Genomic DNA, 16101 nt, shown 5'->3' on the forward strand with positions numbered 1-16101 from the left:
TACTAGCGTATGTTTTATATGCGCTAGTGGCCTAAAAAGCATACAAATAATTTAGCTTACCCTGCCAGTTTCGCTTTCAAAAGCGCGTTGACCTGCCCAGGGTTGGCCTTGCCCGCACTGGCCTTCATGATCTGGCCGACCAGAGCATTCAGTGCCTTCTCATTGCCCGCTTTGAACTCGGCCACATTCTTGGCGTTGGCGGCAATCACCGTGTCGACGATGGCCTCCAGCGCGCCGGTGTCGTTCATTTGCTTCAAGCCCTTGGCCTCAATGACCGCATCCACCTGGGCATCCGCGTCGGTCCACAGCACATCAAACACCTGCTTGGCGGCGTTGTTGGAGATGGTGCCGTCGGCAATCCGGTCCAGCAGTTTGGCCAGCTTGTCGGCGGCCACGGGGGCTTGGGCGATGTCCAGGTCTTGCGCGTTCAGGCGGCGGGCCACCTCGCCCATCACCCAGTTGGCCGCCAGCTTGGGCTGCGCGGGCTGGCCTGCGGCAATCGCGGCTTCAAAGTAGCGGGCGATGCCCTTGCTTTGGGTCAGCGCGGTGGCGTCGTATTCGCTTAAAGCGTAATCCGCACCAAACCGCGCTGCCATCACGCGCGGCAGCTCGGCCATTTCGGAACGTACGCGCTCCACCCACTCCGCCACCACCACCAGCGGCGGCAGGTCGGGGTCGGGGAAGTAGCGGTAGTCGGCCGCGTCTTCCTTGGTGCGCATGGCGCGGGTCTCGCCGGTATCGGGGTTGAACAGCACGGTGGCCTGCTGGATGGCATGGCCGTCTTCAATCTGCTCGATCTGCCAGCGGACCTCGTAGTCAATCGCCTGCTGCATGAACTTGAAGCTGTTCAGGTTTTTGATTTCGCGGCGCGTGCCCAGCGCGGCCCCAGGCTTGCGCACCGAGACGTTGGCATCGCAGCGGAAGCTGCCCTCCTGCATGTTGCCGTCGCAGATACCGATCCAGGTGACGATCTTGTGCAGCTCCTTGGCGTAGGCCACGGCCTCGGCGCTGGAGCGCATGTCGGGCTCGGTCACGATCTCCAGCAGCGGCGTGCCGGCGCGGTTCAGGTCGATGCCGGTCTGGCCGATGAAATCCTCGTGCAACGATTTGCCTGCGTCTTCTTCCAGGTGCGCTCGCACCAGGCGCACGGTCTTTTTCTCGTCACCCAGGAAGAACTCCACCGAGCCGCCCTGCACCACCGGAATCTCGAACTGGCTGATCTGGTAGCCCTTGGGCAGGTCGGGGTAGAAATAGTTCTTGCGCGCAAACACACTGCGCGGCGCAATCGTGGAACCCAGCGCCAGCCCAAGCTGGATGGCCCGCTCCACCGCGCCCTTGTTCATTACCGGCAGCGTACCGGGCAAGGCCAGATCGACAGCGCAGGCCTGGGTGTTGGGCTCGGCCCCGAAGGCGGTGGAGGCGCGGCTGAAAATCTTGCTGGCAGTGGAGAGCTGGGTGTGGGTTTCGAAGCCGATGACGACTTCGTAGCCCTGCACCAGCAGGGAGGTTGTAGCTTTGCTCATGTCAGATACCGGCGGGTTTGCTCAGGTGGAAATCGGTAGCCTGTTGGAACCGGTGCGCAATGTTCAGCAGCCGGGCTTCTTGCAGGTAGTTGCCAATCAGTTGCAGGCCTACAGGCATGCCGCCTTCACCCAGGCCAGCGGGAATGCTCATGCCCGGTAAACCGGCCAGGGACGAGGGCAGGGTGAAGATGTCGGCCAGGTAGGCGGCCACGGGGTCGGCCGACTTGTTGCCCAGCTTCCAGGCGACGGTGGGCGCAACCGGCCCGGCAATCACGTCGCACTGCTTGAAGGCTTGCTGGAAGTCGTCGGCGATCATGCGGCGGATTTTTTGCGCCTGCAGATAATAGGCATCGTAGTAGCCATGGCTCAGTACGTAGGTGCCTATCATGATGCGGCGTTTCACCTCGTCGCCAAAGCCTTCGGCGCGGGTCTTTTTGTACATATCGATCAGGTCGGTGTACTTGTCGGCGCGGTGGCCAAACTTCACACCGTCGAAGCGGCTCAGGTTGCTGGAGGCCTCGGCCGGGGCGATCACGTAGTACACGGGAATGGCCATCTCGGTGCGCGGCAGGGCGATGGGCACGAGCTTGGCACCCAGCTTCACATACTCCTGCAAGGCGGCATCGACCGCGGCGCGTACGTCGGCGCTGAGGCCTGCCCCAAAAAACTCGGCGGGGATGCCGATGCGCAGGCCATCAATCGAGTCGTTCAGATTGCGGCTGTAGTCTTCGGCGGGGATGTCCAGCGAGGTGGAGTCACGGTCCAGGTCCGGGCCGCACAGTGCAGACAGCAGCAGGGCGCAGTCTTCGGCGCTGCGGGCCATGGGGCCGGCCTGGTCCAGACTGGAGGCAAACGCCACCATGCCATAGCGGGATGCGCGGCCATACGTGGGCTTGATGCCAGTGATGCCGCAAAACGAGGCCGGTTGGCGGATGGAGCCGCCGGTATCGGTACCCGTAGCCGCAGGCACCAGCCGCGCGGCCACTGCGGCTGCGCTGCCGCCCGACGAGCCACCCGGAATGCGTGTGGTGTCCCAGGGGTTCAGTACCGGTTGGAAGGCCGAGTTCTCGTTGGCCGAGCCCATGGCGAATTCATCGCAGTTCAGTTTTCCTAGTGTGATAACGCCCTGGCCTGCGAGTTGGCTAACGACTGTGCTATCAAAAGATGAGCGGTAGCCGTCCAGCATCTTGGAGCCCGCGGTGGTGGGGAAGTCTTTGGTGACAAAGATGTCCTTGTGCGCCATGGGAACGCCTTCCAGCGGGCCTGCCGTGCCGTTGGCCAGTCGGGCGTCGGCAGCGATGGCCTGGCGCAGGCTGACGGCTTCGTCCATGGCCAGGTAGGCACCGAGTGGTGCGTGGGCTTTGGCGCGGGCGAGAAAGTGCTGGGTGGTTTCAATGGCGGAAACTGTGCGGGCGCGCAGAAGTGCTGCCAGTTCGACCACGCCCAGGTCGTGTAGCTGTGTAGGAAGGCTCATGGAGTTGCGGACGCTTTATTCGATGACTTTGGGAACCAGGAACAGGCCCCGCTCGACGGCGGGCGCGGTTTGCTGGTTGGCTTCGCGTTGGTTGGGCTCACTCACCACGTCGTCGCGCAGGCGCAGCACGATGTCGTGCATCACGGCCACCGGGTGGGCCAGGGGCTCAATCCCCTTGGTGTCCACGGCGCGCATGGTTTCAACGATGCCGAAGAAGCCGTTGAGCTGGTTCAGCAGGCGGTCGCGTTCGGCAGGTTGGAGTTCAAGGCGGGCCAGGTTGGCGATGCGGTCGAGTTCAGGGAGGGTCAGTGCCATGTCTTAAACAGGGTTGCAAACGATCAGTAAAGAGGGATTTCCGCGCAGTTGGCGCAGGTTAGCCACAGGAGATGCGGTATTATCCCGCCTTTGGTCGCGCGGCCACTGCGTGGCAATGTTTTGCGCCAAGAAACCTATTTAAAACTTTTGCAGAACCCGGGTGGCGGGCATATTGCCCACAACCTGGGCACTGCCAAAGTGATGTCTATCTAGAACCGTATTACCACGGCGATGGCGTGCCGGTGTGCAGGCCATGCCTGAGAGGATTTTGCATGTTTGGGACTTTCCGTCGGTACTTTTCCACCGACTTGGCCATTGATCTTGGCACTGCCAACACCCTGATTTACGTACGCGGCAAGGGCATCGTGCTCGACGAACCGTCCGTAGTCGCCATCCGCCACGAGGGCGGGCCGCAAGGCAAAAAAACCATCCAGGCAGTGGGCAAAGAAGCTAAGGCCATGCTGGGTAAAGTGCCCGGCAACATTGAGGCGATCCGCCCGATGAAAGACGGCGTGATTGCCGACTTCACCGTCACCGAGCAGATGCTCAAGCAGTTCATCAAGATGGTGCATCCGCGCGGGGTGTTCCGCCCCAGCCCGCGGATCATCATCTGCGTGCCCTGCGGCTCCACCCAGGTCGAGCGCCGCGCCATCCGTGAGTCCGCCTTGGGCGCGGGTGCTTCCGAGGTCTACCTGATCGAAGAACCCATGGCAGCGGCCATTGGGGCCGGTTTGCCGGTGTCTGAGGCCAGCGGCTCCATGGTGGTGGACATCGGCGGCGGCACCACCGAAGTCGGTGTGATCTCGCTCGGCGGCATGGTCTACAAGGGCAGTGTGCGCGTGGGCGGCGACCGTTTCGACGACGCCATCATCAACTACATCCGCCGCAACTACGGCATGCTGATCGGCGAGCCTACCGCCGAAGCCATCAAGAAGAACATCGGCTCGGCCTTCCCCGGCTCCGAAGTCAAAGAGATGGAAGTCAAGGGCCGCAACCTATCTGAAGGCGTGCCGCGCAGCTTCACCATTTCCAGCAACGAAATTCTGGAAGCGTTGACCGATCCGCTGAACAACATCGTGGCCTCGGTCAAGAACGCACTGGAACAAACCCCGCCCGAACTGGGTGCCGATATCGCCGACCGCGGCATGATGCTGACCGGTGGCGGCGCGCTCTTGCGCGACCTGGACCGCTTGCTGGCCGAAGAAACCGGTCTGCCAGTGCTGGTGGCCGAAGAGCCGCTGACCTGCGTGGTGCGTGGCTGCGGTATCGCACTCGAACGCATGGAGCGTTTGGGCTCGATCTTCACCAGCGAATAGTGTTTCGCTCCAACTTCAATGCGATATGTAGTTGCTTCGCCTTGCCGTGCTACAGCACTGCCTGCGGCTTTGCGCCTAATCTCGAACTGAATTAGGAACGAAACAGAACACGCCAACCAGAGGTAGGGCGATGCCACTCGGTACGCTGGACAGGACCCCGCCCCCGTTCTTCAACCAGGGCCCCTCGGCCCTGAGCAAACTTGTTTTTTTTAGCGCGCTGGCCCTGTTTTTGATGGTGGCCGATGCGCGCTTTGTGCTGATGCGCCCCCTGCGTGCCGGACTGGCCACGGCTTTGTACCCGGTGCAGTGGGCGGTGATTGAACCCATCCGCCTGGTGCTGGGCGGCAGCGCCTATTTCGCCAGCCAAGCACGCCTGCAAGCCCAGGCCGATACCGCCCAGCGCCAGTTGGTGACCCAGTCGGTACGCGCCGGGCAGGTAGAGCAGCTCACCCTGGAAAACGCCCGCCTGCGCCAGTTGCTGGAGCTGCGCAGCCTGATTACCACCCCTGCCCAGAGCGCTGAAGTGCTGTACGACGCTGCTGATCCCTACACCCACAAAGTGGTCATCGACAAAGGCACAACCCATGGCGTGGTGGCGGGCTCGCCGGTGCTCGACGGCTTGGGTGTGCTGGGCCAGGTGACCCGCGCCTACCCGATGGTCAGCGAGGTCACCTTGCTGATCGACCGCGACCAGGCCATCCCCGTGCTGAACACCCGTACCGGTGCGCGCAGCGTGGCCTATGGCGACCCGGCCTCGTACGGTGGCCAGTTGGAGCTGCGTTTCATGGCGGGCAATTCGGATGTGCAGGTGGGCGACGTGCTGACCACAAGCGGCGTGGACGGGGTCTACCCGCTGGGCCTGCAGGTCGCCAAAATCGCCAAGATAGAACGCCGTGCCGACTCGGCTTTTGCCCGTATCTACTGCACGCCGGTGGCCCAGGTGGCCGGTCCGCAGCATGTGCTGGTGCTGCAGCCGGTGGCGTCACAGATGCCCGAGATGCCACCCGCTCCGGTTGTTGTTGCTCCTAAAAAAGGAGCTAGAAAATAATGCCGAATGTGCGCTGGAGCCTCTTATGATCATGCGCCCCGGCCAGCAGTTGCTGCTGCCTGCCAACCCGGTGTTCATCGGCGTCAGCCTCGTGCTGGCCCTGCTGTTCAACATGGCAGAAAACATGGGCCTGTGGGGCCGCGCGCCCTGGGTGCCCGACCTGCTGGCTGTGGTGCTGGTATTCTGGAGCGTGCACCAGCCGCAACGCGTGGCCATCGGCACATCCTTTGTGTTCGGTCTGTTGATGGATGTCCACCAGGTCAGCCTGCTGGGCCAGCACGCGCTGTCGTATTCGGTGCTGAGCTTTCTGGCGATTGCCATGCACCGTCGTCTGCTGTGGTTCACCGTTCCCTCTCAGGCCATGCAGGTGCTGCCGCTTTTTGTGGCGGCGCACCTGGTGGAGTTTGTGCTGCGCATGCTGGGCGGTGGCACCTTCCCCGGTTGGTCGCTGCTGCTGGCTCCGCTGCTGGAAGCCGTGCTGTGGCCGCTGGTCAGCATCTTGTTGTTGGCTCCGCAACGCATGGCTCCTGATCCTGACAAGACCCGCCCGCTGTGACCGAACTTAAAGACGTTGGCGCCGAGATTTACCGCTTTCGCATGCGGCTGGTGGCTGCCGGGGTGGTTGTGGTGCTAGCGTTTGGCGGGGTGGTGGCACGGCTGTCGTATCTGCAGATCACGCGCCATGACGACCTGCTGGAGCAGGCTGAAAACAACCGTACGGCCATCGTGCCCGTGGTGCCCAATCGGGGCCTGATCCTGGACCGCAATGGTGTGGTGCTGGCCAGCAACTACTCGGCGTACACACTGGAGATCACCCCCAGCAAAGTGGTCGACCTGGAGCAGACCATCGACGCGCTGGCCCAGGTGGTAGACATCCAGCTGCGCGACCGTCGACGCTTCAAGAAGCTGGCCGAAGAGTCGCGCAACTTCGAGTCTCTGCCTATCCGCACCCGGTTGACCGATGTGGAGGTGGCCCGCTTCGCTGCCCAACGTTACCGCTTTCCCGGTGTGGACATCAAGGCCCGGTTGTTCCGCAACTACCCGTTTGGCGAACTCGCCAGCCACGTGATCGGCTACATCGGCCGCATCAACCAGGCCGAAAAAGCCCGCATTGACGACTCGGACGACGAAGACAACTACAAGGGCACCGAGTACATCGGCAAGCTGGGCGTAGAGCAAAGTTACGAGACGCAATTGCATGGCCTGACCGGGGTGGAAGAAATTGAAACTTCGGCCGGAGGCCGCGCGGTGCGCAAGCTGGCCAGCAACCCTGCCACGCCCGGTAACACCGTGGTCATGTCGATCGACATCAAGCTGCAAAAACTGGTGGAAGACCTGTACGGCGACCGCCGTGGCGCGTTGGTGGCGCTGGACCCAAAAACCGGCGAGGTGCTGGCGTTTGTCAGCAAACCCACGTTTGACCCGAATCTGTTTGTAGAAGGCATTGACGCCGACAGCTGGGCCGCGCTGAACGGCTCGCCCGACAAACCGCTGCTGAACCGCGCCCTGCGCGGCACCTACCCGCCGGGCTCTACCTACAAGCCCTTCATGGCCCTGGCGGCACTGGAAACCGGCAAACGCACGCCGCAGCAAACCATTTTTGACCCCGGCTACTTCATGCTGGCAGGCCACCGCTTCCGCGACGATAAGGAAGCCGGCCACGGTACGGTGGACATGTATAAATCCATCGTCGAATCCTGCGACACCTACTATTACATGCTGGCCAACGACATGGGCGTGGACCTGATGCACGACGAGATCAGCAAGTTTGGTTTTGGTGCACTCACCGGCATCGACATCCACGGCGAAGTGCGCGGCATTCTGCCGTCCACTGACTGGAAGCGGCGTGCCTACAAGCGCCCCGAGCAGCAAAAGTGGTACGCCGGGGAAACCATTTCGCTGGGCATTGGCCAGGGCTACAACAACTTCACCATGCTGCAACTGGCCGAGGCCACCGCCGTGATCGCTAACGACGGTGTGAAGATGAAGCCCCACCTGGTGCAGGAAGTGGTGGATGTGGTCACCCGCAAAGTACAAAAAACCCTGACGGAGATCAAGGCCGAATCCATTGCCAAACCGGCCAACATCGACATCATCAAAAAAGCCATGGTCGGCGTGAACATCGCCGGTACCGGTGCCACCGCCTTCCGGGGCGCGGGCTACGTGGCGGCGGGCAAGACCGGCACCGCCCAGGTGGTGACGATCGCGCAGGGCGAAAAGTACAACGCCAAAATCGCTGAACGCTACCGCGACCACGGCCTGTATATAGCCTTTGCGCCAGCCGACAACCCACAAATCGCCCTGGCCATGGTGGTGGAAAACGCCGGTTGGGGCGGTGCCACCGCCGCCCCTATTGCCCGGCGGGTGTTCGACTACTGGCTGCTGCACCAGTACCCCAACGAGCTCGATATGGCCGGTGTGCGCCAGGGCCTGGCCCAGGCCCCGATTGGCACGCCACTGGCGGTGGCCGATGTGCCAGGCCTGCCAGGCAACCCTGCGCTGCCTGCGTCGGCAGCGGCTTCGGCCCCCACGGCAACTGCTTCCAAGCCGGTGCTGCCGGCATCGGCTTTGGTGGTGCCTGCGGCCAGCCGCCGTTAAGAATGGGCTAGACCCCTCGTGCCCTGTCCGCCTTGAATTGCGCTCGGAACGCGCCAAACGCCCCCCCATCCAGCGCCGCCCGCACTTCAGACATCAGGTTCAAAAAGTAGTGCAGGTTGTGTATGCTGGCCAGCATGGGGCCGAGCATTTCGGCACAGCGGTCCAGGTGGTGCAGGTAGGCACGGCTGAAGCCGTCGCGGCCGCCATCGGCGTAGGCTACGCCGCTGGTGCCCGCGCAGGCGTGGCAGGTGCAGGTGACATCCAGCGGCTGCGCGTCGGTTTTATGGCGGGCATTGCGGATTTTGAGGTCACCAAAGCGGGTGAAGAGTGTGCCGTTGCGCGCATTGCGGGTCGGCATGACGCAGTCGAACATATCCACGCCGTCGGCCACACCCTGCACCAAGTCTTCGGGTGTGCCCACGCCCATCAGGTAGCGCGGCTTGTGGGAAGGCAGGCGGTGCGGCGTGTGGGCCATGATGCGCAGCATCTCGCCTTTGGGCTCACCCACGCTGACACCGCCTACGGCGTAGCCGGGGAAGTCCATCTCCACCAGCTGGTCCAGTGATTCCTGGCGCAGGTTCTCGAACATGCCGCCTTGGACGATGCCGAACAAGGCGTTGGGGTTTTCCAGCTTGGCGAATTCGGCCTGGCAGCGCTTGGCCCAGCGCAGGCTGAGCTCCATCGAAGTGCGGGCTTCGCGCTCGGTGGTGATGTGGCCCTTGGTGTCGTAGGGCGTGCATTCGTCGAACTGCATCACGATGTCGGAGTTCAGCGTGGTCTGGATCTGCATGCTGATTTCGGGCGTCAGGAACAGCTTGTCACCGTTGACCGGCGACGAGAACTTCACGCCTTCTTCGCTGATCTTGCGCATCTCGCCCAGACTCCAGACCTGGAAGCCACCGCTGTCGGTCAGGATGGGTTTGTTCCACTTTTCGAACTGGTGCAGGCCGCCAAACTGGGTCATCACGTCCAGGCCGGGGCGCATCCACAAATGGAAGGTGTTGCCCAAGATGATTTGCGCGCCCATCTCGATCAGGCTGCGCGGCATCACGCCCTTGACGGTGCCGTAGGTGCCCACGGGCATGAAGATGGGGGTTTCCACCACGCCGTGGTTTAGCGTCAGGCGGCCCCTGCGTGCGTGGGTACCAGAGGAAGTGGCGGTGGGGGTGTCGGTTTGGAGCAGGTCGAATTGGAGCATGGGTACGATTTTACGGACGTGGCGCTGTAAGCTCGCGCGGACATTGCATTTGCTTTACTTTAGAGTATGCTTTACTTATTTATAAGTAAGGAAAGCGCATCATGCAAGCCGAAGCCATTGTGTCGAGTAAAGGGCAGGTAACCCTGCCCGCCGCCATGCGCGCCAAGCTGGGCCTGACGGCGGGGTCGCGGATTGTTTTTGAATTGAAGGGTAAAGCCTTGATGATTACGCCCGAGCTGCCTATGAGTGCCTACCGGGGCATGCTCAAGGGGTATGACCTGGGCGATATCGAGCCCGAGAAAGAGCCAGATCGGACGTTTGAATGAACGTCGTCGATTCTTCGGGCTGGATTGAATATTTGCTGGATACGCCGCGCGCCGATTTATTTGCAGCAGTGATTGAAGACCGCGCCCAGCTTCTGGTTCCGGTCATCGCCTTGTACGAAGTGCACAAAATCCTCAGCCGCCAGGTGCCCGCGCAAGTGGTGGCATCGGCCCTGAACGTAATGCGCATGGGCCGCGTGCTGGACCTCACCGACGCCCGTGCGATGGCTGCGTCCAGCGCTGCGGCGGCCCACGGCTTGGCGATGGCCGACGCGGCGATGTACAGCATGGCCCAGGAGTTCCAGGCCACTTTCTGGACGCAAGATGTGGACTACCAGGGCCTGCCCGGCGTGAACTACTTCGCCAAATCCTGACGGGCTAGCAGCATCGCATCGCCGTAGCTGAAAAAGCGGTATTGCTGCGCAATCGCGTGCGCATACAGCGCCATCACGCGTTCATAACCCGCGAACGCGCTCACCAGCATCATCAAGGTGGATTTTGGCAGGTGGAAATTGGTTACCAGCAAGTCCACGTGCTGGAACACAAAGCCCGGCGTGATGAAGATGCGGGTGTCGCCCGTGGCCAGGCCGGATTGGGCCCAGGATTCCAGGGTGCGCACGGTGGTGGTGCCCACGGCGACCACGCGGCCACCGCGTGCTTTGCATTCCGCAATGGCTTGCTGGGTGGCCTCGGGCACCGCGTACCACTCGCTGTGCATCTGGTGTTCGGCGATATTTTCGGTCTTCACCGGTTGGAACGTACCGGCCCCCACGTGCAGGGTCACGCTGGCGCGCTGCACGCCCCGGGCTTCTAGCTGTGCCAGCAGTGCCTCGTCAAAGTGCAGGGCGGCGGTGGGCGCGGCGATGGCACCGGGGCGACTAGCGAACACGGTCTGGTAGCGCAGTGCGTCTTCTTCGGAGTCGGTATGGGTGATGTAGGGCGGCAGCGGGATGTGGCCATGGCGCTCCATCAGCGTGTAGGGGTCGTCGCCCGCGTCGTTGCTCAGCACAAAGCGGAACAGCGTGCCATTGACATCGGGCCAGCGGCCCAGCAGGGTGGCGCAAAAGCCACTTTCCCCGTCTTTACCGGCCAGGGTGATGGTGGTGCCCGGTTCGGGCTTTTTGCTGACCCGCATGTGGGCCGCCACCTGGTTGCCGGTGAGCACACGCTCGACCAGCAGCTCGACCTTGCCGCCGCTGGGTTTTTCGCCAAACAAGCGGGCTTTGAGTACCTTGGTGTCGTTAAACACCAGCAAATCCCCGGCTTTTAGCAGGCTGGGCAGGGTGTGGAAGATGCGGTCTGCGGGGGCTTCGCCGGTGCCATCGAGCAAGCGGGAGCCGCTGCGTTCGGCAGCGGGGTGCTGGGCGATCAGCTCGGGGGGCAGGACGAAATCGAAGTCGCTGAGCGTGAAGCTGCGGGAGGGGGTTTCAGGAATAAGCATGGCCCCAATTGGAACCCAGAAAAGCCGACAGGATTAGCCGTTGAGTTGCGCCATGCCCGACCACAGTTCGTTCAGGTCCTTGAAACGCCAGAATTCGGGGTCTTCGCGGCCGGTGATTTTTTCCTTGCAGCCCGATGCCGACAGGTCCAGCACTTCGGGCGGGATACGCACATCGGACTTGGTGGAGAAGAACACTTTAACGACAGGCTTGAGCAGCGAGCTGGGGCTTTGCTCCATCACCACGCCCAGGCGGCCCGAGGCCAGCCGTACCAGCGATCCGGTGGGGTAGATGCCCAGGCTTTTGACAAACGCCTGGAATATCTGCGGGTCCAGGTGGCCATGGGTCCATTCGGCCATTTTTTTCAGCGATTCGGCCGGGTCCCAACCCCTCTTGTAGGGGCGGTTGGACGTGATGGCATCGTACACATCGCAAATCGCTCCCATTTTGGCGAACAGGCTGATGTCTTGGCCTTTTTGCCGGTCGGGGTAGCCGGTGCCATCGGTCTTTTCATGGTGGTGCAGCACCACATCCAGCACTATGTCGTTCACTACCCCGCTTTCTGCCAGCATGCGGTGGCCTTGCACCGGATGGGATTTGATGATCTGGAACTCGGCATCGGTCAGCTTGCCCGGCTTGTTCAGCACCTCCATCGGCATCATGGCCTTGCCCAGGTCGTGCAGCAGGCCAGCCAAACCCATGGAGCGGGTTAGCTCCTCGTCCAGCTTGAGCTGGCGCGACAGCGCAATCATCAGCGCGCACACCGCCACCGAATGCATGTAGGTGTAGTCGTCGGCATTCTTCAGCCGGGCCAGGCTGATCATGGCTCCCGGGTTGCGGATGACCGAGTCGGACACCTCGCGCACCAGGGCGTGGGCCAACTCGGTATCGATCGCGTTGCCCATACGCGCCTCTTGGAACATGGCCATCACCGCGTGCTTGGACTTGGCGCAGATTTCCGCCGCCCGGGCGTATTCGTCTGCGGCCGAGGTGGGGGAGGTGTCGCGTGTGGGGGCGTCGGCCTGCAAAATTTCCTGCACTACCGCCTGGATGGTTGCAGCCTGCCGCACCGTTTCGGCACCGGGCGGCACGTCCAGACCTTTGCTGGTGTCAATCCACACATCTTGGATGGCGCTGGCCAATACCCGGTCAATGTCATTGGGGTCCGTCAACACAAAGTGGTTGCGCCAGAAAGGATGGTCCATCCACGGGCCGCAGAATCCGTCGATATGCATCCCCAGAGTGAGTTGTTGGACGTTGATTCGTTTGAGCATAAAACGCTGCGGGGGGGGGGAGAAAAGACAGGCAAAAGGGGTCACAACGACAAGGACAGGGTGCGCGCAACAAACGACACATGAAACAATATGATACGTTCACTTTACAAGCGTGTGCGAGGTTTACTTAGCGCCCTGGACCAAGGCGCTGCCTGCCCGCCGCTGTGGGTGCACGCGTTCTGAGAACGCAACAAGGCAAAATTCGCCCCCATGGTCACCCCCCCACCCAAGTTGAACCCTGCGCAAAAAGCCCTGCTCAAAATGGGATTGCGCCGCGACATCGACCTGGCCCTGCACCTGCCCCTGCGCTACGAGGACGAAACCCGCATCAGCCGCCTGGCCGACGCGCGCGAGGGCGACACCGTGCAGATCGAGGCCACCGTCACCCACAGCGAAGTCAGCCTGCAGTCGCGCCGCCAGTTGCTGGTCACGGTGGACGACGGCAGCGACACCTGCACCCTGCGTTTCTTCAGCTTTTACCCCTCGCACCAGAAAACCTTGGCCGTGGGTGCGCGCCTGCGGGTGCGCGGCGAGGTCAAAGGCGGCTTTCTGGGCAAACAGATGCTGCACCCGGTGTTCAAGCTGGCCAGTGGCGACCTGCCCACGGCGCTCACCCCGGTCTACCCTAGTACGGCCGGTTTGCCGCAGGCCTATTTGCGCCGCGCCGTGCTGGGCGGCTTGAAGCGCGCCAATTTGTCCGAGATCCTGCCACCGGGTTGCCCGAACTACAACCCGGGATATTTAAGCCAAACAGGCCTCCAGCGTAATTACTATCTACATGAGGCGCTATCATTTTTGCACCATCCCGCGCCCGACGTGTCGTTGGCCGCGTTGGAAGACCGCAGCCACCCCGCCTGGCAGCGCCTGAAGGCCGAGGAGCTGCTGGCCCAGCAGCTCTCGCAGCTCCAGGCCAAGCGCGCGCGCGATCTGCTGCAAGCCCCGCCGCTGGCCGCACGGGAGGATGGTTTGCTTGATGGCCTGCGCGCCGCGCTGCCCTTCGCCCTCACCGCCGCCCAGCAGCGTGTGGGGGCCGAGATTGCCGCCGACCTGGCCCTGCCCATCCCCATGAACCGCCTGTTGCAGGGCGACGTGGGCTCGGGCAAAACCGTGGTCGCCGCGCTGGCCGCCTGCACCGCGATGGACGCGGGCTGGCAGTGCGCGCTGATGGCCCCCACCGAGATACTGGCCGACCAGCACTTCCGCAAACTTGTCGCCTGGCTGGAGCCGCTGCTGGCCCCGCTGGGCAAATGCGTCGCCTGGCTCACCGGCAGCCAGAAGACCAAACAGCGCCGCGAGATGCTGGAAAAAATCGCCAGCGGCGAGGCCGCCTTGGTGGTGGGCACCCACGCCGTGATCCAGGAGAAAGTGGTCTTCAAGAACCTGGCCCTGGCGCTGATCGACGAGCAGCACCGCTTCGGCGTGGCCCAGCGCCTGGCCCTGCGCAGCAAGATGGTCGATGGCGTGCTAGAGCCGCATTTGCTGATGATGACCGCCACCCCGATTCCGCGCACCCTGGCCATGAGCTACTACGCCGACCTGGACGTGTCCACCATCGACGAGCTGCCACCCGGCCGCACGCCCATCGTCACCAAGGTCATCAACGATGCGCGGCGTGAAGAGGTGATTGAGCGCATCCGCGCCCAAATCGCCCAGGGCCGCCAGATCTACTGGGTCTGCCCGCTGATTGAAGAAAGCGAAGCCCTGGACCTGCGCAACGCCACTGAAACCCATGCCGCGCTGAGCGAAGCCTTACCGGGCGTGCTGATTGGCCTGCTGCATTCCCGCATGCCCGTGGTCGAGAAAAAGGCGGTGATGGCGCTGTTCACCGAAGGCAGCATGGGCCTGCTGGTCAGCACCACCGTGATCGAGGTCGGCGTGGACGTGCCCAACGCCTCGCTGATGGTCATCGAGCACGCCGAGCGCTTCGGCCTGAGCCAGTTGCACCAGTTGCGGGGCCGGGTGGGGCGGGGGGCGGCGGCATCGGCCTGCGTGCTGTTGTATTCCACTGGCGACGCGCCGCGCCTGGGCCAGATCGCCCGCGCCCGCCTGCAGGCCATGGCCGACACCAATGACGGCTTCGAGATTGCCCGCCGCGACCTGGACATCCGCGGCCCCGGTGAGTTTCTCGGGGCCCGCCAGTCCGGCGCGCCACTGTTGCGTTTTGCCGATCTGGAAACCGATGGCGACCTGCTCGAATGGGCCCGCGCCCTGGCCCCGCAGATGCTGGACCGCCACCCCCACCTGGCCGAGCAGCACGTGCTGCGTTGGCTGGGGGGCAAGGCAGAGTATTTGAAGGCCTAAAACAAAGACCTAACTCAGCGGTCCCAGCCCCGACCACAGTTGGTTCAGGTCCGGAAAGCGCCAATACGCCGGGTCTTCGCGCCCGGTGATCTTCTCAGGGCAGTCGGCTGCGGACAGGTCCAGAACTACGGGCGGGATGCGCTGGTCGGTTTTGGTGGAAAAGAACACTTTGACGATGGGCTTGAGCAGGGTGCTGGCGCTTTGCCCGGTGACCACGGCGATGCGCCCGGAGCTGAGCCGCACCAGCGAGCCCGTGGGGTAGATGCCCATGCTTTTGACGAAGGCGTGGAACACCTGGGTGTCGAGGTGGCCGTTCGTCCATTCGGCCATTTTTTTCAGCGATTCGGCCGGATCCCAGCCTTTCTTGTAGGGCCGGTCCGAGGTGATGGCGTCGTACACGTCGCAGACTGCGCCCATCTTGGCCAGCAGGCTGGTGGTATCGCCCGCTTGCTGGTGGGGGTAGCCGGAGCCGTCGGTTCTTTCGTGGTGGTGCAGCACGATGTCCAGCACCGCCGGATCGTCCGTCAGGGATTCCACCAGTAGCATGTGGCCTTGGGCAGGGTGGGCTTTCATGAGGGTGAACTCGGCATCGGTGAGCTTGCCGGGCTTGTTCAGCACTTCCAGCGGTACCAGGGCCTTGCCCAGGTCGTGCAGCAGCCCGCCCATGCCGGCCGAGCGGGTCTGGGCCGCGTCCAGCTTGAGCTGCAGCGCCAGCGCCACCATCAGCGCGCACACCGCCACCGAGTGCATGTAGGTGTAGTCGTCCGCTGTCTTGATGCGCGCCAGGCTGACCATGGCGCTGGGGTTGCGCATCACCGAATCGCTGATCTCCTGTACCAGTTGCTCGGCCAGTTCGGTTTGCACCATCTGGCCCAGCCGGGCCTCCTGGAACATGGCAGTGACTGCCAGCTTGGCTTTGGCGCAGATCTGGGCGGCGCGTGCGTATTCCACGGCTGCGGTGGTGGGGGTGGTGTCGCGCGGTAGTGTGGGAGCGGATACTGCTTCAAGGGCCGCTTCGGGCATGGCATTTGCCGCAGCCTCGGGGGCAATGTCCAAGCCCTTGCTGGTGTCGATCCACACCTCTTGCACGCTGCTGGCACGTACCTTGGCGATGTCTTGCGGATCGGTCAGTACAAAGTGGTTGCGCCAGAACGGGTGTTCCATCCAGGGCGCACAAAAACCGTCGATGTGCATCCCCAGGGCCAGGTGTTCAACGCGGATTCGTTTGAGCATGGTGCGCAGAGGGCGGCGTGGGGGTAGAGATGGGATGGTGCCAGTATGGCCCAGTATGT

At 62.9% G+C, this 16101-nt stretch carries 14 protein-coding genes; 7 read left to right on the top strand and 7 right to left on the bottom strand.

Going from position 1 to position 16101, the window contains the following annotated elements:
• Window positions 1–56 precede the first annotated feature (56 nt).
• From gatB to gatC, 3 genes are read right to left on the bottom strand one after another with little or no spacing between them, the layout of a single operon-like run.
• The gene (gene gatB / locus AC097L_RS02435) at window positions 57–1523 is read right to left on the bottom strand and encodes an Asp-tRNA(Asn)/Glu-tRNA(Gln) amidotransferase subunit GatB (protein ID WP_479584520.1); all 1467 of its coding nucleotides are present in this window, start codon (window positions 1521–1523) and stop codon (window positions 57–59) included.
• Window position 1524: 1 nt separating this feature from the next.
• Window positions 1525–2997, bottom strand: a complete 1473-nt coding sequence (gatA, locus tag AC097L_RS02440; RefSeq protein WP_479584521.1) for an Asp-tRNA(Asn)/Glu-tRNA(Gln) amidotransferase subunit GatA — start codon at window positions 2995–2997, stop codon at window positions 1525–1527.
• 15 nt (window positions 2998–3012) lie between these two features.
• Window positions 3013–3312: an Asp-tRNA(Asn)/Glu-tRNA(Gln) amidotransferase subunit GatC gene (gene gatC / locus AC097L_RS02445; protein ID WP_479584522.1), complete on the bottom strand. Its 300-nt coding sequence runs from the start codon at window positions 3310–3312 to the stop codon at window positions 3013–3015.
• 272 nt (window positions 3313–3584) lie between these two features.
• On the opposite strand from gatC, the gene AC097L_RS02450 reads away from it, so the two are divergent.
• The 4 genes from AC097L_RS02450 to mrdA all read left to right on the top strand — a co-directional run bounded on the left by AC097L_RS02450 (window position 3585) and on the right by mrdA (window position 8274).
• A complete protein-coding gene (locus tag AC097L_RS02450; RefSeq protein ID WP_295952839.1) occupies window positions 3585–4628 on the top strand; it encodes a rod shape-determining protein in 1044 nt (347 codons plus the stop codon).
• Window positions 4629–4758: 130 nt separating this feature from the next.
• Entirely contained in the window at window positions 4759–5676 is a 918-nt protein-coding gene (gene mreC, locus AC097L_RS02455; protein ID WP_479584523.1) for a rod shape-determining protein MreC, read from the top strand.
• 25 nt (window positions 5677–5701) lie between these two features.
• The gene (gene mreD, locus AC097L_RS02460; RefSeq protein WP_479584524.1) at window positions 5702–6232 is read left to right on the top strand and encodes a rod shape-determining protein MreD; all 531 of its coding nucleotides are present in this window, start codon (window positions 5702–5704) and stop codon (window positions 6230–6232) included.
• The gene (gene mrdA / locus AC097L_RS02465) at window positions 6229–8274 is read left to right on the top strand and encodes a penicillin-binding protein 2 (RefSeq protein WP_479584525.1); all 2046 of its coding nucleotides are present in this window, start codon (window positions 6229–6231) and stop codon (window positions 8272–8274) included. Before mreD ends, mrdA begins: the two co-directional genes overlap by 4 nt.
• 7 nt (window positions 8275–8281) lie before the next feature.
• Here the strand turns inward: mrdA and tgt are convergent, their stop codons facing one another.
• Window positions 8282–9472: a tRNA guanosine(34) transglycosylase Tgt gene (tgt, locus tag AC097L_RS02470; RefSeq protein ID WP_479584526.1), complete on the bottom strand. Its 1191-nt coding sequence runs from the start codon at window positions 9470–9472 to the stop codon at window positions 8282–8284.
• Between the two features lie 101 nt (window positions 9473–9573).
• Here tgt and AC097L_RS02475 point away from each other — a divergent pair, with 101 nt between their 5' ends.
• Together AC097L_RS02475 and AC097L_RS02480 are read left to right on the top strand one after the other, a co-directional pair.
• Window positions 9574–9798: an AbrB/MazE/SpoVT family DNA-binding domain-containing protein gene (locus AC097L_RS02475; RefSeq protein WP_479584527.1), complete on the top strand. Its 225-nt coding sequence runs from the start codon at window positions 9574–9576 to the stop codon at window positions 9796–9798.
• Window positions 9795–10169 (top strand): PIN domain-containing protein, encoded by a 375-nt coding sequence (locus AC097L_RS02480; protein ID WP_479584528.1) that lies wholly within the window; start codon window positions 9795–9797, stop codon window positions 10167–10169. The genes AC097L_RS02475 and AC097L_RS02480 overlap by 4 nt, the downstream gene beginning before the upstream one ends.
• Here the strand turns inward: AC097L_RS02480 and queA are convergent.
• On the bottom strand, window positions 10151–11236 hold the full coding sequence (queA, locus tag AC097L_RS02485; protein ID WP_479584529.1) for a tRNA preQ1(34) S-adenosylmethionine ribosyltransferase-isomerase QueA: 1086 nt from the start codon (window positions 11234–11236) through the stop codon (window positions 10151–10153). The genes AC097L_RS02480 and queA overlap by 19 nt on opposite strands.
• Window positions 11237–11269: 33 nt before the next feature.
• Complete coding sequence (locus AC097L_RS02490; RefSeq protein ID WP_479584530.1) at window positions 11270–12508, bottom strand: HD-GYP domain-containing protein; 1239 nt, start codon at window positions 12506–12508, stop codon at window positions 11270–11272.
• 210 nt (window positions 12509–12718) lie between these two features.
• On the opposite strand from AC097L_RS02490, the gene recG reads away from it, so the two are divergent.
• Entirely contained in the window at window positions 12719–14809 is a 2091-nt protein-coding gene (gene recG / locus AC097L_RS02495) for an ATP-dependent DNA helicase RecG (protein ID WP_479584531.1), read from the top strand.
• A 9-nt stretch (window positions 14810–14818) separates the two neighbouring features.
• Here the strand turns inward: recG and AC097L_RS02500 are convergent, their stop codons facing one another.
• Complete coding sequence (locus tag AC097L_RS02500) at window positions 14819–16042, bottom strand: HD-GYP domain-containing protein (RefSeq protein WP_479584532.1); 1224 nt, start codon at window positions 16040–16042, stop codon at window positions 14819–14821.
• Window positions 16043–16101: the final 59 nt, after the last annotated feature.

The sequence above is a fragment of the Rhodoferax sp. RT5P35 genome, from assembly GCF_056521385.1.